General features: G+C 73.4%; 17 protein-coding genes. 5 read left to right on the top strand and 12 right to left on the bottom strand.

Features of this window, described 5'->3' with window-relative positions; all coding sequences use genetic code 11:
* The first annotated feature begins 68 nt into the window (after positions 1 to 68).
* Positions 69 to 917, top strand: coding sequence for a helix-turn-helix transcriptional regulator (locus tag V5O40_RS07795; protein WP_332904907.1), 849 nt, complete (start codon positions 69 to 71; stop codon positions 915 to 917).
* A gap of 213 nt (positions 918 to 1130) precedes the next feature.
* Here the strand turns inward: V5O40_RS07795 and pdxT are convergent, their stop codons facing one another.
* The 6 genes from pdxT to pgsA form a co-directional block, all read right to left on the bottom strand.
* On the bottom strand, positions 1131 to 1736 hold the full coding sequence (gene pdxT, locus V5O40_RS07800; protein WP_332904851.1) for a pyridoxal 5'-phosphate synthase glutaminase subunit PdxT: 606 nt from the start codon (positions 1734 to 1736) through the stop codon (positions 1131 to 1133).
* 1 nt (position 1737) lies between these two features.
* Positions 1738 to 2652 (bottom strand): pyridoxal 5'-phosphate synthase lyase subunit PdxS, encoded by a 915-nt coding sequence (gene pdxS, locus V5O40_RS07805; RefSeq protein ID WP_332904852.1) that lies wholly within the window; start codon positions 2650 to 2652, stop codon positions 1738 to 1740.
* Positions 2653 to 2779: 127 nt separating this feature from the next.
* The gene (locus tag V5O40_RS07810) at positions 2780 to 3277 is read right to left on the bottom strand and encodes a hypothetical protein (protein WP_332904853.1); all 498 of its coding nucleotides are present in this window, start codon (positions 3275 to 3277) and stop codon (positions 2780 to 2782) included.
* Positions 3278 to 3312: 35 nt separating this feature from the next.
* On the bottom strand, positions 3313 to 4473 hold the full coding sequence (locus tag V5O40_RS07815) for a glycosyltransferase family 4 protein (protein ID WP_332904854.1): 1161 nt from the start codon (positions 4471 to 4473) through the stop codon (positions 3313 to 3315).
* Positions 4474 to 4486: 13 nt separating this feature from the next.
* Complete coding sequence (locus V5O40_RS07820; RefSeq protein WP_332904855.1) at positions 4487 to 5365, bottom strand: phosphatidylinositol mannoside acyltransferase; 879 nt, start codon at positions 5363 to 5365, stop codon at positions 4487 to 4489.
* A gap of 25 nt (positions 5366 to 5390) precedes the next feature.
* A complete protein-coding gene (gene pgsA / locus V5O40_RS07825) occupies positions 5391 to 6023 on the bottom strand; it encodes a phosphatidylinositol phosphate synthase (RefSeq protein ID WP_269738853.1) in 633 nt (210 codons plus the stop codon).
* 278 nt (positions 6024 to 6301) lie between these two features.
* Here pgsA and V5O40_RS07830 point away from each other — a divergent pair, with 278 nt between their 5' ends.
* Entirely contained in the window at positions 6302 to 8455 is a 2154-nt protein-coding gene (locus V5O40_RS07830) for an elongation factor G-like protein EF-G2 (protein ID WP_332904856.1), read from the top strand.
* A 4-nt stretch (positions 8456 to 8459) separates the two neighbouring features.
* Here the strand turns inward: V5O40_RS07830 and V5O40_RS07835 are convergent, their stop codons facing one another.
* The 3 genes from V5O40_RS07835 to thrS all read right to left on the bottom strand — a co-directional run bounded on the left by V5O40_RS07835 (position 8460) and on the right by thrS (position 12405).
* Positions 8460 to 9518 carry an aldo/keto reductase gene (locus V5O40_RS07835; protein WP_332904857.1) on the bottom strand — a complete coding sequence of 353 codons (1059 nt, stop codon included), beginning with the start codon at positions 9516 to 9518 and terminating at the stop codon, positions 8460 to 8462.
* Positions 9519 to 9823: 305 nt separating this feature from the next.
* Positions 9824 to 10336, bottom strand: a complete 513-nt coding sequence (locus tag V5O40_RS07840; protein ID WP_332904908.1) for an HIT family protein — start codon at positions 10334 to 10336, stop codon at positions 9824 to 9826.
* A gap of 62 nt (positions 10337 to 10398) precedes the next feature.
* A complete protein-coding gene (gene thrS, locus V5O40_RS07845; protein ID WP_332904858.1) occupies positions 10399 to 12405 on the bottom strand; it encodes a threonine--tRNA ligase in 2007 nt (668 codons plus the stop codon).
* Between the two features lie 196 nt (positions 12406 to 12601).
* Between thrS and V5O40_RS07850 the strand changes: the two genes are divergently transcribed.
* A complete protein-coding gene (locus V5O40_RS07850) occupies positions 12602 to 13588 on the top strand; it encodes a DUF1775 domain-containing protein (RefSeq protein ID WP_332904859.1) in 987 nt (328 codons plus the stop codon).
* Positions 13589 to 13652: 64 nt separating this feature from the next.
* Here the strand turns inward: V5O40_RS07850 and V5O40_RS07855 are convergent, their stop codons facing one another.
* On the bottom strand, positions 13653 to 14573 hold the full coding sequence (locus tag V5O40_RS07855; RefSeq protein WP_332904860.1) for an ADP-ribosylglycohydrolase family protein: 921 nt from the start codon (positions 14571 to 14573) through the stop codon (positions 13653 to 13655).
* Positions 14574 to 14647: 74 nt separating this feature from the next.
* On the opposite strand from V5O40_RS07855, the gene V5O40_RS07860 reads away from it, so the two are divergent.
* Together V5O40_RS07860 and V5O40_RS07865 are read left to right on the top strand one after the other, a co-directional pair.
* Entirely contained in the window at positions 14648 to 15337 is a 690-nt protein-coding gene (locus V5O40_RS07860; RefSeq protein WP_210824668.1) for a response regulator transcription factor, read from the top strand.
* A gap of 17 nt (positions 15338 to 15354) precedes the next feature.
* Complete coding sequence (locus V5O40_RS07865; protein WP_332904861.1) at positions 15355 to 16770, top strand: HAMP domain-containing sensor histidine kinase; 1416 nt, start codon at positions 15355 to 15357, stop codon at positions 16768 to 16770.
* A 275-nt stretch (positions 16771 to 17045) separates the two neighbouring features.
* Here V5O40_RS07865 and V5O40_RS07870 read toward each other — a convergent pair whose 3' ends face one another.
* A complete protein-coding gene (locus V5O40_RS07870) occupies positions 17046 to 18071 on the bottom strand; it encodes an adenosine deaminase (RefSeq protein WP_332904862.1) in 1026 nt (341 codons plus the stop codon).
* The gene (locus V5O40_RS07875) at positions 18068 to 18859 is read right to left on the bottom strand and encodes a trans-aconitate 2-methyltransferase (RefSeq protein ID WP_332904909.1); all 792 of its coding nucleotides are present in this window, start codon (positions 18857 to 18859) and stop codon (positions 18068 to 18070) included. Before V5O40_RS07875 ends, V5O40_RS07870 begins: the two co-directional genes overlap by 4 nt.
* Positions 18860 to 18950: the final 91 nt, after the last annotated feature.

Below are 18950 nucleotides of genomic sequence, written 5' to 3' on the forward strand. Positions count from 1 at the left end.
GACCGGCGGGAGGGTAGCCCTGGCGGGGACAGGCTCCCGGAGCGCGAGCGCGGCAGACTGGACGGGTGATGGACGGCGAGTTGGGCGCGTTCCTGCGTAGCCGCCGGGAGGCGCTGCGACCCGAGCAGGTGGGGCTACCCACCAACGGCCGGCGGCGTACGCCGGGCCTGCGGCGGGCGGAGTTGGCCACGTTGGCCCAGGTCAGCGTGGAGTACCTGACCCGGCTCGAACAGGGCCGGGACACCCGCCCGTCGCCGGGCATCCTCGCCGCGCTGGCCGAGGCATTGCGCCTCGACGACGCCGACCGGCGGCACCTTCAGCAACTCGCGTCCGTCGATCACCGCCGCCAGCTGTGCGCGGGTGGGCGGCCGACCGTGTCGCGTACCGTCCGCCCGCAGGTCCGGACGCTGCTGGAGGCGCTGCGGGACCGGCCGGCGTACCTGACCAACCGGCTCGGCGACGTGCTGGCCTGGAACGAGCCGTTCGACCGGTTGGCCCGCCCGCTGGGGCTGCTCGACGGCGAGCGACCCAACCTCGTGTGGTTCCTCTTCGTCGACGAGCGCGCACCTCAGCACTTTCCCGACTGGGCCGACCTCGCCGACCAGCAGGTCGCCGACCTGCACCGGTTGCGCGCGGGCGACCCCACCACCGACGCGTTCGCCGAACGGCTCAGCCGTACCGTCGGGGAACCGTTCCGGTCCCGGTGGCAGCGCCGGCCGGTCGCGGTGCGGCCGAGCGGGGTGCGCTGGTTGCGGCATCCGGAGGTGGGGCCGCTGCGACTGTCGTACGAGACGCTGGAACTCGCCGACGACCAGCAGCGACTGGTGGTGCAGCAGCCCACCGACCCGGCCAGCGCCACCGCGCTGGACCGCCTCCTTGGCCGCCGCCCCGGCAGCCTCCGCTCCGTCGCCGGCTGACGCCAGTCCCAAACAGCGCCCCGGCCGGCACAAGATCCCCGCAGTTTCGGGGAAACTGCGGCATGGAGGCCGCAGAAGGCGGCAGTTTCCCCGAAACTGCCGGCACGCGTCGGCGCAGCGCGGCAGCGCGAGACGGGGTGGGGTGGATGGCGCGCGGGCGGCGCAACCCGTCGACCGGCAGCAGCACGCGGCGGCGCAGGGGTGGTGTCGGGGTCAGCGGGCGGCGCGGACCAGGTCGACGAAGTAGGCGTGCAGGCGGGGATCGCCGGTGAGTTCCGGGTGGAACGAGGTGGCCAGCAGGTTGTGCTGGCGTACGGCGACGATCCGGCCGGACGCGGGTCCGTCGGACACCGTGCCGAGGACCTGCACGTCCTCGCCGACCCGCTCGACCCAGGGCGCGCGGATGAAGACCGTGTGCAGCGGCCCGCCCGGGATGCCGGTGATCTCCACCGGCGCCTCGAAGGAGTCGACCTGCCGGCCGAAGGCGTTGCGCCGGACGGTCATCGCGATGCCGTCGAAGCCGCGCTGGTCCGGCCGGCCGTCGAGCACCTCGGCCGCCAACATGATCATTCCGGCGCAGGAGCCGTAGACCGGCATGCCGTCGGCGATCCGTTTGTCGATCGGGCCACGCAACTCGAAGATGTCGACCAGCTTGCTGATCGTGGTGGACTCCCCGCCCGGGATGACCAGGCCGTCGACCGCGTCCAGTTCCGCCGGCCGGCGTACCGGACGGGCCTGCGCGCCCGCCGCCGTCAGGGCCGCGACGTGCTCGCGGACGTCGCCCTGGAGGGCGAGCACACCGATCACGGGTGCCGTCACGTCACCAGCCGCGTTCGGCGAGGCGGTGCGGCTGCGGGATGTCGTCGACGTTGATGCCGACCATCGCCTCGCCGAGACCCCGGGAGACCTTGGCCAGCACGTCCGGGTCGTCGTGGAAGGTGGTCGCCTTCACGATGGCGGCGGCCCGCTGGGCCGGGTTGCCGGACTTGAAGATGCCCGAGCCGACGAAGACCCCCTCCGCGCCGAGCTGCATCATCATCGCCGCGTCGGCCGGGGTGGCGATGCCACCGGCGGTGAAGAGCACCACCGGCAGCTTGCCGGTCTCGGCGACCTCCCTGACCAGCTCGTACGGCGCCTGCAACTCCTTGGCCGCGACGAACAGCTCGTCGGCGGGCAGCGACGACAGGCGGCGGATCTCCTGGCGGATCCTCCGCATGTGGGTGGTGGCGTTGGAGACGTCGCCGGTGCCGGCCTCACCCTTCGAGCGGATCATGGCGGCGCCCTCGGTGATCCGGCGCAGCGCCTCGCCCAGGTTTGTCGCGCCGCAGACGAACGGCACGGTGAACGCCCACTTGTCGATGTGGTTGGCGTAGTCGGCCGGGGTGAGCACCTCGGACTCGTCGACGTAGTCGACCCCGAGGGACTGGAGGATCTGCGCCTCCACGAAGTGGCCGATGCGGGCCTTGGCCATCACCGGGATGGAGACCGCCTCGATGATGCCGTCGATCATGTCGGGGTCGCTCATCCGGGACACCCCGCCCTGGGCGCGGATGTCCGCGGGTACCCGTTCGAGAGCCATCACCGCGACCGCGCCGGCGTCCTCGGCGATCTTGGCCTGCTCGGGGGTGACCACATCCATGATCACGCCGCCCTTGAGCATCTCGGCCATGCCGCGCTTCACACGCGCGGTGCCGACGACCGGGGTGCCGGTGTTCGGGGAAGTCGTCTCGGACACGTCGTCGCTCCTCAGGCGTCCGCGGGGGGTGGCAGCGCAGATGCTACGCCCGGACCGACGCCGCTCCGACAGCCAATCAACCCCGTGGTGGCCTGCTGTGTGGCCGCCGTCACCCAGAGCCGGCGGCTCAGCGGATGGGCACGTCGGCAGCCGGGACGGTCAGGGTCGGATCGTCGATGTCGAAGTAGCGCGGCCAGGTGTGCCGGCGTCCCATCCGCAACAGCCGCACCAGTGGCCGGCCGCGCACCGACCGGGCGTCGCGGACCAGGTCGGTGTGCACCTGGCGGGCCAGGGCGAGCCGCCGGCTGGCCGCGATGACCGCCTCACAGTCGCCGTCGGTGGGATCGAGCCGCACCGCCCGCAGCTGCCGGGTCAGGTCGTTCTCGGCCGCCTCCCGCTCCTCCGGCTGGGCGTCGAGGGCGATCCGTGCCGCCGCGTACAACTCGACGCCGTAGCGGCGTTCGGCCAGCACCGCCGCGGCGGCGGCCCGCCGCAGCAGGTGGGCGTCCAGGGCCCGGGCGGCGAGCTGGGCACGGTCCTGGAGCCGCTCGACCCGGCCGGCGGTCCAGATCAGGTACACCGCCACCAGGGCGACGACCACCGTCGCGCCCACCACCCACCACATGCCCGGCATCGTAGTGCTGCTCCCGTTCCTCCCGATCAGTCCGGCCCCGCCCACTCCTGGTCGATCACCCGCCCGTCGGTCGCCTCGATCGCCGCTGCGTATACCTCCAGAACCCGGCGGGCAACCACGGGCCAGTCGAAATTCGCCACCACCTGGTCGCCGCAGGCGGTCAGCTCCGCCCGTTGGTCCGGATCGTCAAGCAGTTCGGCGATCGTCTGCCGCAGCGCCACCGCGTCGCCGGTGGGGAACAACCTGCCGGCCCGCCCGCCGTCGAGCACCCGGCGGAAGGCGTCGAGATCGCTGGCGACGACGGTGGTGCTGGCCGCCAACGCCTCGGTGAGGATCATGCCGAACGACTCGCCGCCGGTGTTGGGCGCCACGTAGAGGTGCACGCTGCGCAGCATGCGCGCCTTCTCCGGCTCGGGCACCAGCCCGAGGAAGGTGACCCGGTCGCGCAGGTCGGTCGGAAACCGGTTGAACAGGTCGTCCGGGTCGCCGGGGCCGGCGACCAGCAGGCGCAGCCCGGGACGCTGCCGGGCCAGCTCGACGAAGGCGTCGCGCAGGATCGGGAACCCCTTGCGAGGCTCGGTGAAGCGGCCCAGGAAGCCGAGGGTGCCGCCGGTACCCGGGCCGCACTCCCCCGGCCAGCCCGGCAGCGGCTCGACCCCGGCGTACTTGGCCACCGCCACCCCGTTCGGGATCTCCACCGCGCCGCCGTCGAGGTGCTCGACCTGCACCTTGCGGGCCAGGGCGCTCACCGCGATCCGTGCGGTGATCCGCTCCAGCAGGATCTGGAGCACCCCCTGGGCGGCGGCGAGCACCCGGGAGCGGGTCATCGCGGTGTGGAAGGTGGCCACCACCGGTCCCCGGGCGGAGAGCACGGCGAGCATGGACAGGCTCAGCGTCAGCGGTTCGTGCACGTGCAGCACGTCGAAGTCGCCCCGGGTGATCCACCGGCGGACCCGGGCGGTGGAGACGGGGCCGAACGCGATGCGGGCCACCGAGCCGTTGTACGGCAGCGGGACCGCCCGCCCGGCCGGCACCACGTACGACGGCAGCGGCGAGTCCTCGTCCGCCGGGGCGAGCACACTCACCTCGTGGCCCAGCCCGATCAACGCCTCGGCCAGGTCCATGACGTGGTTCTGCACCCCGCCCGGGACGTCGAAGGAGTACGGGCAGACGATGCCGATCCGCATTGCGCCCGTCCCCTCAGTCCAGCCACATCCGTTGCAGCATGTGCCAGTCTTCCGGATGCCGGGCGATGCCCGCCGCGAGACCGTCGGCGATCCGCTGGGTCAGCGACCTGACCCGTACGTCGAGGTTGCCCGTCTCGGGCCCCGGCACCGGCAGCGGGCCCACCAGCGAGGCGCACGCCGCATCCGGTTCGTACCACATCGACGCCACGTACAGCGGTGCGCCGGTACGCAACGCGAGCAGCGCCGGACCGGGCGGCATCCGCGTCCGGCCGCCGAAGAAATCCACCTCCACGCCCCGGGCGGAGAGGTCCCGGTCGGCCAGCAGCGGCACCACCGCCCCGGCGGCCAACCGGTCGGTCAGCACGTCCAGCGGCGGCCGGACGCCGCCCGTGGTGGGCAGGATCTCCATCCCCAGCCGCTCCCGGAACGCGGTGAACCGCTGGTAGACGCCCTCCGGCTTGAGTCGTTCCATGACGGTGGACAACGGCCACCCGTTCGCCACCACCCACGCGCCGGCCATGTCCCAGTTGCCGGCGTGTGGCAGGGCTACCACCGCGCCGCGGCCGGCGGCCACGTCGGCGGCAAGCAACTCGGCGCCGTCCAGTCGGAATCCGGCGAGAATCTGGTCGCGGCCCAGCGACGGCAGCCGGAACGCCTCCATCCAGTACCGGGCGTACGAGCGCAGGCCCCGGCGGACCAGGTCGTCGAGTTCGGCCTCGGGCAGCTCCGCTCCGACCACCCGGCGCAGGTTGGCGCGCAACCGGGTGGCACCGGCCCCCCGGCGGCGGTGAGCCCGGTCGGCCCCGGCGTTGAACGCGGCGGCGGCGACCGGTCGAGGTAGCGCGCGGACCAGCCGCCAGCCGGCCAGGAAGCCGAGTTCGGTGAGGTTCACCCGGTGCTCCGTCCGGCTGTGCCGCTCACCCCTGGCCGCCCGGCACGTCGACCTGCTGGGCCTGCCGGTACACGTGCCGCATCCGCTGGCCGACGGTGAACAGGGACACCGCCGCGAGCAGCCAGAGCGCGATCGGCAGCGCCACCGGGTGGACCAGCTCGGCGAGCAGACCGCCGACACCGACGATCAGCAGTCGCTCCGTACGCTCGGCGATGCCCACGTTGCAGGTCATCCCGAGCCCTTCGGCGCGGGCCTTCACGTACGACACGAGCCCGCCGGCGGCCAGGCAGATCAGCGCGGCGGCCAGCCCCGCGCGGTCGCCCTCGGTGGCCAGGTAGAAGGCGACCGCGCCGAACACCGCGCTGTCGGCGACCCGGTCCATGCTGGAGTCGAGGAACGCGCCGAACCGGGTCGACCCGCCGCTCATCCGGGCCATCGTCCCGTCGAGCAGGTCGGTGAGCGCGAAGACCGTCACGATCAGCGCTCCGGCGACCAGGTGGCCGCGGGCGCCGAAGCCGAGCGCGCCGACGAGCACCCCGAGGGTGCCCGCGACGGTGACCGCGTTGGGGGACACGCCCGCGCGCAGCAGGCTGCGGGCGATCGGCTCCACGACGCGGGTCATCCCCGCGCGGGCCGACACTTGGAAGATCTTCGCCATGGCGGTCCCACGATAACGGTCGGCTCTGAACCGGCGACACCGCCCGGCTGACCAGCCACGCTCAACCCGGCGTGGCGGCTGGCCGGAGAGGGTTGTGTCGACCCGGCATCGGGTGTGAGATCGAGCCAGAAGGGTGACCCGGCTCACCCCGCCGCCTGTTGACTGCCCGGTCCCCAGCGAGTCACCGGAGGATATCGCCGCAGCACCCCGCCCGGGCCGTGTCCCCGTCGCGTGCGGCGGTCGCCACCCACCACCACCGGCTGAGGGAGGTGCGCCCGATGGCGCAGAGGAGTCACGACAAGGGAGCCACCGGCGGCGTACCGGTGGTGACCGACCCCGCCAGGATCCGCAACGTGGTGCTCGTCGGGCACTCCGGAGCGGGCAAGACGACACTTGTCGAGGCGTTGCTCGCGGCCTCCGGCACGATCTCCCGGGCCGGCTCGGTCACCGACGGCACCACCGTCTGCGACCACGACCCGGCCGCCGTCCGCCAGCAGCGTTCGGTCGCCCTGGCCTGCGCGCCGCTGCTGCACGACGGCATCAAGATCAATCTACTCGACACGCCCGGCTACGCCGACTTCGTCGGTGAGCTGCGCGCCGGGTTGCGGGCCGCCGACGCCGCCCTCTTCGTGGTCTCGGCGGTCGACGGGATGGACGCGGCCACCGCGGCGCTGTGGGAGGAGTGCGCGGCGGTGGACATGCCCCGGGCGGTCGCGGTGGCCCGGCTGGACCATCCCCGCGCCGACTTCGACGAGGCGGTGGCGCTGTGCCAGCGGGTCTTCGGCGACAACGTGCTCCCGCTCTACCTGCCGATGCTCGGTGACGACGGTGAATCCACCGTCGGCCTGCTGGGGCTGATCACGCGGCGGGTCTTCGACTACACGGGTGGGCTGCCGCCGCAGGTGCGTGAGCCCGACCCGGAGCACCTGCCGGCCATCGTCGAGTCCCGCAACGAGTTGATCGAGGGGATCATCGCCGAGAGCGAGGACGAGACCCTGATGGACCGGTACCTCGAAGGCGAGGAGATCGACGCCGCCGTCCTGGTGGAGGACCTGGAGAAGGCGGTCGCCCGCGGCCACTTCTATCCGGTGGTGCCGGTCTGCGCGGCGACCGGGGTCGGCGTGGACGCGCTGCTGGAGGTGCTCACCGCCGGCTTCCCCGCCCCGCCGGAGCACGCGCTGCCCGCGGTGACCGGGGTGGACGGCTCCCCGCGACCGCCGCTGACCTGCGATCCGGACGGCCCGCTGGTCGCCGAGGTGGTACGGACCACCATCGACCGGCATGTCGGGCGGGTCTGCGTGGTCCGGGTCTTCTCCGGCACGCTGCGTCCCGAGCAGACCGTGCACGTGTCCGGGCACGGTCTGGCCGAACGCGGCCACCCCGACCATGACGCCGACGAGCGGATCGCCCACCTCTACAGTCCGCTCGGTGCCACCCTGCGGGAGGTGGGCGTGGCGGTGGCCGGTGACATCTGCGCGATCACCAAGTCCGGCAGCGCGGAGACCGGCGACACCATCTCCGCCAAGGAGAACCCGTTGCTGATCGCCCCGTGGGAGATGCCGGAGCCGCTGCTGCCGGTGGCGATCGTGGCGAAGTCCCGGTCCGACGAGGACGCCCTGGCCCGTAACCTCGGCCGGCTGGTCGCCGGTGACCCGACGATGCGGCTGGAGCGTAACCCGGAGACCCACCAGCTGGTGCTGTGGTGCATGGGCGAGGCGCACGCCGACGTGGTCCTCGACCGACTGCGCGCGGGCGGCGTCGAACTGGACACCGAGCCGGTGCGGGTGGCGCTGCGGGAGACGCTCACCGTGCCGACCCGGGGGCACGGCCGGCACGTCAAGCAGTCCGGTGGGCACGGGCAGTACGCCGTCTGCGACATCGAGGTGGAGCCGCTGCCGCGCGGCGGCGGCTTCGAGTTCGTCGACCGGGTGGTCGGCGGCGCGGTCCCGCACAACTACATCCCGTCGGTGGAGAAGGGGGTACGCGCCCAGATGGAGCGCGGCCTGGTCGCCGGCCATCCGGTGGTGGACCTGCGGGTGACGCTCGTCGACGGCAAGGCGCACAGCGTGGACTCCTCCGACGCCGCGTTCCAGACCGCCGGGGCGCTGGCCCTGCGCGACGCCGCCGACCGGGGGCAGCCGGCGTTGCTGGAGCCGGTCGACGAGGTGACGGTGCGGGTGCCCGACGTCAACGTGGGCGCGGTGATGGGCGACCTGTCCGGCCGACGCGGCCGGGTGCTCGGCACCGAACCGGACCCGGTCGCCGAGGGGCGCACCCTGGTACGCGCCGAGGTGCCCGCCACGGAGCTGCTGCGGTACGCCGTGGAGCTGCGGGCGATGACCTCCGGTGCCGGCACCTTCCGGCGCCACTTCGTCCGCTACGACCCGATGCCCGCCCACCTGGCCGACCAGATCCGCAAGGAGCACGGCTGACCGGTCAGGGGCGGGCGGTGGGCAGCATGGGGCTGGGCCAGTAGGGGCGGTCGGCCTCCCGCAGCGCGGCGGCCCGCAGCGCTGCCAGCTGCCGTTCCACCTCGGCGAAGTGGTCGGCGGCGAGTGGGCCGAGGGCGAGCGCGGCGGCGTTCTCCTCGACCTGGGCGACGGTGCGGCAGCCCGGGATCGGGACGGTCCGGTCGCTGCGGGCCCAGATCCAGCCCAGCGCTCCCTGGGCCAGGGTGCGCCCGTCGGCGGTCAACGCCGCCCGGACCGCCTGCACCCGACGCAGCCACTCCGGTGCCGGTCGCCCGCCCCGGAACCACTCCAGCCAACCCGAGGTCGCTCCGCGCACGTCGTCGCGGGGCAGCACCGATTCGGGACGGTACTTGCCGGTGAGCAGCCCCATGCCGAGCGGACCACGGTTGACGCTGGCCAGGTCGTACTTCTCGCAGACGGCGAGCAGGTCGGGTGCGTCCCGCAGCACCGACAGGCTGTGCTGCACGGCCGTGGCGTGCGGGGCGTCGTGCCCGAGGGCCGCCGCCCGGTCGGCCCGGTCGGTGCTCCAGCCGTACGCGCGAACCAGACCGTCGGCCACCAGCTCCTCCAACGCGCCGATCAGCTCGTGGGCGCGGGGCACCGGCAGGTCGGCCAGGTGCAGCTGGTAGAGGTCGATCCGGTCGGTGCCGAGACGGCGCAGCGATTCCCGGACCGCCCGGCGCAGGTACGCCGGCGAGGCGTCGGGCCCGATGCCCTGCCGGGTGCGCTCGTCGAACGTGTACCCCCACTTGGTGGCGATCACCGCCTCGTCACGGCGGTCGCCCAGGGCCCGCCCGAGGACTCGTTCACCGTGTCCCGCGCCGTGGCTGTCGGCGGTGTCGAAGAGGGTCACGCCGAGGTCGAGCGCGCGGCGGATCGCCCGGACCGACTCCTCGTCGTCGACGGCCCCCCAGCCCAGCGGCATGCGCCCCACGGTCCACGGGCCGGCGATCGCCCAGCAGCCCATGCCCAGGGCGCTGACCACGATGCCGCTGCGGCCCAGTGTCCGCGTCGACTCCACCACCGGCGCATCGTGCCATCTTTCGGACAGACGTTGACGAAGATCCAGCACGACCATCCGTACGGGCACCGACGGGCGTACGGATCACCCGACCGGCGGCCGATCCGGCGCGGTTTCGTCGCTGCCGCGCCGCGTCGCGGACGACCTGCGGATGGCCGGCGAATCCCTTCCCCACCGCGTCGTCTTTGCTCTGCTTACCGATACGCATCGACTTCAGTGCGTGACCGCCGCGTGGGTTGAAGCAGAGCAAAGGGCGCGTACCAAGGGGTCGCCGCCGCGCGGGCGGAGACGGCGCGGCGCGGGCGGGATCAGGCGGGCCAGGCGCGGGCGAGCAGGTCGCGGGTGTCGCCCAGCAGTTGCGGCAGGACCTTGGTGCGCCCGATCACCGGCATGAAGTTGGCGTCGCCGCCCCACCGGGGCACCACGTGCTGGTGCAGGTGGGCGGCGATGCCGGCACCGGCCACCCCGCCCTGGTTCATGCCCAGGTTGAAGCCGTGGGCACTGCTGACCTTGCGGACCACCCGCATGGCGGTCTGGGTGAACGAGGCCAGCTCGGCCGTCTCCGGCCCGTCCAGGTCGGTGTAGTCGGCCACGTGCCGGTACGGGCAGACCAGCAGGTGCCCCGGGTTGTACGGGTACAGGTTGAGCACCACGAACACGTGCCCCCCGCGTGCCACGACCAGGCTCTCCTCCGCCGGGCGGGCCGGGGCCAGGCAGAACGGGCACCCCGAAGGTCGCTCGTAACCCCCCTCGGGCCGGTCCTCCCCGGAGATGTACGTCATCCGGTGGGGCGTCCAGAGCCGGTCCAGCCCGTCGGCCATGTCCCTGTCGGTGTGCTCCTCCGCCCCAGTCACACCGGCGATCCTACGGCCCTGACCGGCCGTCACATCTCGGCGGAGGGGCCGGTGTTGGTCCGGGAGGTGACCACGTCCAGGACGTGGGTGACCGCCTCGGCCAGCGGTACCCCGTTGCGCTGGGAGCCGTCCCGGTAGCGGAACGAGACGGTGCCGGCGGCCACGTCGTCGTCGCCGGCGATCACCATGAACGGGATCTTCTGCTGCTGTGCGGTGCGGATCTTCTTCTGCATCCGCTCGTCACCGGCGTCCACCTGGGCCCGGATCCCCTCCGCGCGCAGCGCGGCGACGAAGCCGTGCAGGTAGTCGGTGTGGTCGTCGCGGATCGGGATGCCGACCACCTGCACCGGGGCCAGCCAGGCCGGGAACGCTCCGGCGTAGTGCTCGGTGAGCACGCCGAAGAACCGTTCGATCGAGCCGAAGAGGGCCCGGTGGATCATGACGGGTCGCTGTCGGGTGCCGTCGGCGGCCTGGTACTCCAGGCCGAACCGCTCCGGCTGGTTGAAGTCGACCTGGATGGTGGACATCTGCCAGGTCCGGCCGATGGCGTCCTTGGCCTGCACGGAGATCTTCGGACCGTAGAAGGCGGCACCGCCCGGGTCCGGCACCAGTTGCAGGCCGGAGGTCTCGGCGGCGGTGCGCAGCGCCTCGGTGGCCTCGGCCCAGTCGTCGTCGGAGCCGATGAACTTCGGCGAGTCGTCGCGGGTGGACAGCTCCAGGTAGAAGTCGTCCAGGCCGTAGTCGCGCAGCAGGTCCAGCACGAACGACAGCAGGGTGGTCAGCTCGCCGGGCATCTGCTCCCGGGTGCAGTAGATGTGCGAGTCGTCCTGGGTCAGGCCGCGTACCCGGGTCAGGCCGTGCACCACACCCGACTTCTCGTACCGGTAGACGGTGCCGAACTCGAACAGCCGCAGCGGCAGCTCGCGGTAGGACCGTCCGCGCGACCGGAAGATCAGGTTGTGCATCGGGCAGTTCATCGCCTTGAGGTAGTACTCCGCCCCCTCCAGTTGCATGGGCGGGAACATCGTGTCGGCGTAGTACGGCAGGTGGCCCGAGGTCTCGAAGAGCTGCGCCTTGGTGATGTGCGGGCTGTTGACGAACTCGTACCCCGCCTCCTCGTGGCGGCGACGCGAGTAGTCCTCCAACTCCCGGCGGATGATGCCGCCCTTGGGGTGGAAGACCGCGAGGCCCGAGCCGATCTCGTCGGGGAAGCTGAACAGGTCCAGGTCCGCGCCGAGCTTGCGGTGGTCGCGGCGGGCGGCCTCCTCCAGCAGCTTCAGGTACGCCTTCAACCCGTCGCGGGTCGGCCACGCGGTGCCGTAGACCCGCTGCAACTGCGGGTTCTTCTCCGACCCCCGCCAGTACGCCGCAGCCGAACGCATCAGCTTGAACGCGCCGATCAGCCGGGTGTTGGGCAGGTGCGGCCCCCGGCACAGGTCCGACCAGCAGACCTTGTCCTCGTCGGCGGCGAGGTTGTCGTAGATGGTCAGCTCACCGCCGCCGACCTCCATCACCTCGGACGAGTCCAGTCCCTCGCCCTTGACGTCGATCAGCTCCAGCTTGAACGGCTCGGCCGCCAGCTCGGTCTTCGCCTCGTCCAGGCTGTCGAAGCGGCGACGCCGGAACCGCTGCCCCGACTTGACGATCTCCTGCATCCGCTTCTCGAGCTTGCCCAGGTCGTCGGGCTGGAACGGCTTGTCCACCGCGAAGTCGTAGTAGAAGCCGTTGTCGATCGGCGGGCCGATGCCGAGCTTCGCCTCCGGGAAGATGTCCTGCACGGCCTGGGCCAGCACGTGGGCCGTGGAGTGGCGCAGCACGTTCAGCCCGTCCGGGGAGTCCAGCGCGACCGGCTCGACGGTCGTCTCCTCGGCGGGTCGCCAGTCCAGGTCGCGCAGCGCGCCGTGCGGGTCGCGGACCACCACGATCGCCCGGGGGCCGTTGGTGGGCAGCCCGGCCGCGGCCACCGCGTCGGCCGCCGTGGTCCCGGCGGCGACGACGACGGGGTCGGCCACGGCGGGGGTACGGGGTGCGGACACGGATGACTCCTCGCAGCAGACGTGACGGATGGTGCCGATGTCGGCTCACTGATGCTATCGGGCGCCCGGGACGTCACCGCCGTCGACACCGACGGCAGGCTATTCCCGCCACCGTTGAACCTTTCCGGCTCCGGATCCGAACTACCGGGTGTGGCCGGAGCCGGTTCCGGCCGCGTGGACACGGATGGGAACCCAGATGGCGATGACGCACGGCGCGAGCCGTCGACGCCGGGGCGCGCTGGTGGCCGCCCTGGCCACGGCCGTGGTGCTGCTCTGGCCCGCCACGGCGTGGGCCGACGGGGTGACCTTCACCCCGACCGAGGCACAGCAGGGCAACGCGGTGAAGCTCGAATTCGTGGTGCCCGACGAACGGCCCGGTGTCCGTACCGAGAAGATCGAGATCGCGATCCCCGAGGATCCGCCGATCGCCGAGGTGTACCCGCTGTCGGTCGAGGGCTGGGCACCGACGATCACCACCCGGAAGCTGGACCGGCCGGTGTCCGGCATGCACGGCCCGGCCACCGACGTGGTGACCGCCTCGCTGATCTGGTCGCGGGCGGAGGGCCAGGCGGGCGAGGGCCCGGCTCGGCTGGTGTTCTCGATGGCCCCGCTGCCGCAGACCGAGCGGCTGAACTTCGAGCTGGTGCAGACGTACGCCGACGGTCTCCAGGTGCGCTGGGGCGCCGGTCCCGGCCAGCGTCCGCTGCCGGCGCTCACGCTGGTGCCCGGTGACCCGGCCTACCCCGGCGCCCACGGCGGGCACGGCGCGCCCCCCGGCGGCGCGGCGCCCGTCGAGGCGCCGCCCACCACCGCCACCTCCGACGGCGGCCCGAACGCCAACAGCCTGCTCGCCGCCGGACTGGTCGCCGGCCTCGGCGGCGGCGCGCTGGTGGGTTGGCTGATCAGCCGCCGACGCCGCGCCGCCACCGAGGAGATCGACCGCTCGGTGCTCGACGAGGAGCCACCCGCCGAGCGGCCGGCAGCCGGGACGGTCGATGTCGGGACGTCCGGCGGCGGGGCGGACGCCTCCGATGCGGCGGGCGCCTCCGGTGGGGCGGACGCCTCCGGTGCGGCGGGCGCCTCCGGTGCGGCGGGCGCCTCCGGTGCGGCGGGCGCCTCCGGTGCGGCGGGCGCGTCCGAGGGTGCCGGCGCCGACGTGGTCGAGGCGGGCGCGCGGCGCTGAGCGGGTGGGCGTGGCGGATCCGGGTCGGCCGGCCCGCTGGGCGGGCGGGCGTGGCGGATCCGGGTCAGCCGGCCCAGTCGGGTAGCGGCTCCCGGGCGGCCAGCCAGTCGGCGGGCACCCCACGCTCGGTGCCCACCCCGGTGTACGCGGCGACGATCCCACCGACGATGGCGGCGGTGGTGTCCACGTCGCCGCCCGCCTCGACGCAGGCGCGTACCGCGGCCGGATAGTCGTCCAGGTGGGTGGCGGCGACCCAGCACGTGAAGGCGACGGTGTCCTGCGCGGTGACGCGGGAGCCGTTGCCGAGGGCGTCCACCACCTCCGGCAGCGGCCGGCCGAGCAACTCCGCCGCCCGGTGTACGCCCCGGTGCACCTCGGTCGCCGGGTCCACCGCGGCGGCGATGCCGGCGAGCAGGCGACCCGGGTCCGGCCGGTCCCCGTCCAGTCGGGCCCGGACGGCTCGGGCGGCGGCCACCGCGACCGCCACCGCACCGGCGATCCCCTCCGGGTGGGCGTGGGTCACCTCGGCCGACGCCTGTGCCGACTCGACCACCCGGCTGGTCGAGTCGGCGAAGTACGCGCCCAACGGGGCGACCCGCATCGCCGCGCCGTTGCCGCAGGAGCCCTGCCCGTCGAACGCGGACGCGGCGGCGACCGGCCACGGGGTGCCGGTCCGGATCAGGCGCAGGATGCGCACCGCTCCCGGTCCGTAGCCACGGTACGGCTCGCAGCGCTCGGCGAAGTCGAGCGCGAGAGCGTCCCGGTCGATCCGACCCACCTCGGCCAACTGGGCCAGCACCGAGCAGGCCATCTCGGTGTCGTCGGTCCACCGCCAGGGCGGTGGCGGCAGCCGGTCGGCGGTCAGGTCGGCAGGGTGCCGGACGGGAACGAAGAACTGCGAGCCGAGGGCGTCGCCGACCGACAGGCCGACGAGACTGTCCCGGGCGAGGGCCAGGCGGGTGTCCGGATAGAGGGTGAACGTCATGGTCACACCAGCTTGACCGGTACCAGGGGTGGGCGCAATCACGGCGCACTTGCCGCCCCGAGTACCGTGCTTGGGTGGCCACCGTCCTCCTGGTCGAAGACGATCACGTCGTACGCGGCGCGATGCTTCGCTCCCTCACCGACCGGGGTCACGCGGTACACGCGGTGGGCACCGCGCTGGACGCGTTGCGCCGGGTCGCCGCCGAGACGCCGGACCTGGTGGTGCTCGACCTCGGCCTGCCGGATCTGGACGGCTCGGACGCGCTGCGGATGCTCCGGGGCATCACCGACGTGCCGATCATCATCGCGACCGCCCGCGACGACGAGCAGTCCGTGGTCAAGCTGCTGCGGGCCGGTGCCGACGACTACATGATCAAGCCGTTCACCGGCGCGCACCTGGACGCGCGGATCACCACGGTGCTGCGCCGCGCGGGCCGGGCCAGCCGCTCCGCCCAGCCGGCCGTGCACAGCGTCGGTGGGCTGCGGGTGGACGTCGGCGAGCGCAGCGCCCACCTCGACGGTGCGGCGCTGGCGCTGACCCGCAAGGAATTCGACCTGCTGGCGTATCTCGCCGCCCGTCCTGGCCGGGTAGTGTCCCGGCGGGAGCTCTTGGAGGAGGTATGGCGGCAGCCATCGGTCGGCGAGGATCAGACCATCGACGTTCACCTGTACTGGCTACGGCGCAAAATGGGCGAGTCCGCAGCGAAGCCACGCTACCTGCGCACCGTGCGGGGGGTGGGCTTCCGGCTGGTGGCGCCGGACTGAGACCGACGCTGGCCCTGTTGACGGCCGGCGTGGGCACCCTGCTGGCGCTGGCCTTCCTCGTGCCGCTCGGGCTGACCCTCGGCGGGCAGGCCCGGGAGGAGGCGATCGCCGACGCGGCCCGGCGCAGCGCGTTGGTGACCGGGGCGCTCGCCGTCAGCACCGAGTCGGAGGTGGTGACCCGGGCGATCGAGGCCAGCGGTGGCGACCCGGCCACCCGGCCGGTCGTGCACGGGCTCGACGTGGACGCCAGCACCGGGCGGGCCGACGCGGCGCATCTCGCGCAGGCCCGGGAGCAGGGCCGGTCGCTCGTCGTCGACGTCGACGGCGGGGTGCTGCGGCTCGATCCGGTGGTGCTGGGCGAGCGGACCGCCGTGGTCGAGGTCTTCGTGCCGGACGCCGCGCTCGACGGCGGTGGTGGCCGGTGGTGGCTGCTGATCGGGGTGGCCGTCGCGCTTGTGGGTGCCGCGATGCTGGTGGTGGACCGGCTCGCCGCCCGGGCGGCCGACGCGAGCCGGGCGCTGGTCAAGGCGGCGCTCGCGATCGGCGACGGCGACCTGGGCGTACGTGTCGAGCCGAACGGCCCGCGCGAGCTGGTGGAGGCCGGCCACGCTTTCAACCGGATGGCGCAACGGTTGGTGGCGGCGCGCACCGAGGAGCGGGAGCTGGTGGCGGACCTGTCCCACCGGCTGCGTACCCCGTTGACCGTGCTGCGGCTCGACGCCGAGGCACTGGAGTCCGACGACACGAGTGTCGGCTCGTTCAGCCAGGCCGAGCTGGACTACCGGCGCGGCATCCGGCGGATCCGACAGGCGATCGTCACCCTGGAGGGTGAGATCGATGTCCTGATCAAGACCACCCGCAAGGCGGTGGCGACCGAGGCCGCGCCACCGGCGATGTGCGACGTGAGCGAGGTGGTCCGGGACCGGATGGTGTTCTGGGCCGCTCTCGCCGGTGACCAGAACCGCCCGCACCGGGTCTCCGGTGCCCAGTTGCGCATTCCCGCGCCGGTTCCCCGGGCCGAGCTGGCCGCCGCGCTGGACGCCGTGATCGGCAACGTGTTCCGGTACACCCCGCAGGGCACCGCGTTCGAGGTGGCGGTGTCGCGACGCGACGGCTACGTCGCCATCCGGATCGACGACGCCGGCCCCGGTATCGCCAACCCGGATCGGGCCCTGCGGCGCGGCGCCAGCGACCAGGGTTCCACCGGCCTGGGGCTGGACATCGCCAAGCGGGTGGCGTTGCAGGCCAACGGCTCGGTCAGCATCGACCGGGCGCACCTGGGCGGGGCGAGTGTGGTGATGCTGCTGGCCGACCCGGAGGCGACGCCGCGCCAGGTCAGCCGGTTCGGTCTGGTGGGCCGGATGGCTCGGGAGGGCCGGGAGCAGAAGGCCGGTGGCCGCCGCTGGCCCCGGCAGCGCCCGACGGACCGCTGACGGACCGGCGCTGCGGAGGGCGGGCCGGCCGCTGCGGGCTGTGCGAGGGCGCAAGTCTTCCTTAGATCCGAATTAACCCCGTTCCACCCGACCGGTCCGGGCTGACAGGATCGCTGGCGAACCCAGCAGTTCCACCGGCCTGTCGCTCCCAGCGCCGTCGGCCGGTGGAGCCGTGCGCGCGGCGGGAGACACGGTCCCCCCACACCTCCTCCCGCCGCGCGCCATCTGGCCGGTGCCCCCGGGCGACGGCGGCCGGCACCACCCGGGCGGCGGCGTCAGCCGCGCCGGTCGGCGGAGTAGGTGTCGATCTCCGCCAGGATCCGCCGCCTGCCGGCCTCGTCGAGGAAGGACGCGGTCACCGCGTTGCGGGCCAGCTCGGCCACTCCGTCCGGGCCGATGTCGAGCAGTCGGGCGGCGACCGCGTACTCGTCGTCGAGGGTGGTGCCGAACATCGGCGGATCATCGGAGTTGATGGTCACCAGGACCCCGGCGTCGACCAGCCGGCGCAACGGATGCTCGTCGATGTGGGCCACGGCCCGGGTACGCACGTTCGACGTCGGGCAGACCTCCAACGCGATCCGCCGCTCGGCCAGGTACGCGAGCAGGTCCGGGTCCTGCGCGGCGGAGATGCCGTGGCCGATACGTTCCGCGCCCAGCTCGTGCAGGGCGTCCCAGATCGTCTGCGGGCCGGTGGTCTCACCGGCGTGCGGCACCGACCGCAGCCCGGCCGCGCGAGCCTGGTCGAAGTAGGGCTTGAACTGGGGCCTCGGCACGCCGATCTCCGGGCCGCCGAGGCCGAAGCTGACCAACCCGTCGGGGCGTTCGTCGAGCGCGATGCGCAGCGTCTCCTCGGCCGCCGGCAGGCCGGCCTCGCCGGGAATGTCGAAGCACCAGCGCAGCTCGATGCCGAAGTCGGCGGCGGCCCGCTTGCGGGCGTCCTCGATCGCCTCGCAGAACGCCGGCGCCGGGATGCCGCGGTGCACGTGGGAGTAGGGCGTGACGGTCAGCTCGGCGTAGCGAACCTGCTGGCGGGCCAGCTCCCGGGCCACCTCGTGGGTGAGGATCCAGACGTCGTCCGGGTCACGGACCAGGTCCACCACGCTGAGGTACAACTCGATGAAATGGGCGAAGTCGCGGAAGACGAAGTAGTCGGCGAGCAGCTGCGGGTCCGCCGGGACGGGGCTGCGTCCCTCGTGCCGGGCGGCCAGCTCGGCCACGATGCGGGGCGAGGCGGAGCCGACGTGGTGCACGTGCAGCTCTACCTTGGGCAGTCCGGCGATGAAGGTACGCAGGTCGGTCACGAGTTCTCCTGGGCGGAACCGGTACGGGCGACGAAGAAGATCCGTCGGAACGGGAAGTACACCTGGCCGTGCCGCACCGGGTACGCCTCGGCGAGGCGTACCGCCAGCGCGGCCCGGAAGGCGGACCAGCCGGCGGCGTCCAGCGCCGCCCGGACCGGGCGCAGGGCGGTGCCCTCCAGCCAGGTCAGCACGGGGTGGTCCGGTCCGGGACCGGCCGCCAGCAGGTGCACGTAGGTAGTCTCCCAGGCGTCGACGGTGCAGCCCGCGGCGACCAGCGACCCGGCGTAGTCGACCGGTTCGGCGACCGGCGCCTCGTCGAGCAGCGGGGTCAACGCCGCCCGCCACGGTGGGCGAGCGGCGACCTCGCGCAGCGCCCGGTGCGAGGGCGCGTCGACGTTTCCCGGCACCTGCACCGCCAGCCAGGCACCGGCCGGCAGTTCGGTGGCCCAGCGGACGAGCAGGTCCCGGTGGCCGGGCACCCACTGGAGCACCGCGTTGCTCACCACCACGTCGGTGTCCGGCTCAGGACGCCAGTCGCGCACGTCCGCCACCTGGAAGCTGGCCGGGACGTCCAGCGTGCCGGCCCGCGCGATCATCTCCGGCGAGGAGTCCAGGCCGACCACCCGGCTGTCCGGCCAGCGGGCCGCGAGCGCGGCGGTCAGGGTGCCGGGTCCGCAACCGAGGTCGACCACCTGCCGGGGGTGGTCGGCAGCCACCCGGGCCAGCAGGTCGTGGAAGGGCCGGGAACGCTCGTCGCCGTAGCGCAGGTACGCCGTCGGATCCCACATGTCCGCGCCCACCTCTCACAAACCGTACGTCCGTCTTGTTTAGATTACGGCCCGACCGTCGGTGCGGCAACCCGGGTCACTAGGCTCACCG

This window comes from Micromonospora palythoicola (assembly GCF_036689795.1).
GTDB lineage: Bacteria > Actinomycetota > Actinomycetes > Mycobacteriales > Micromonosporaceae > Micromonospora > Micromonospora palythoicola.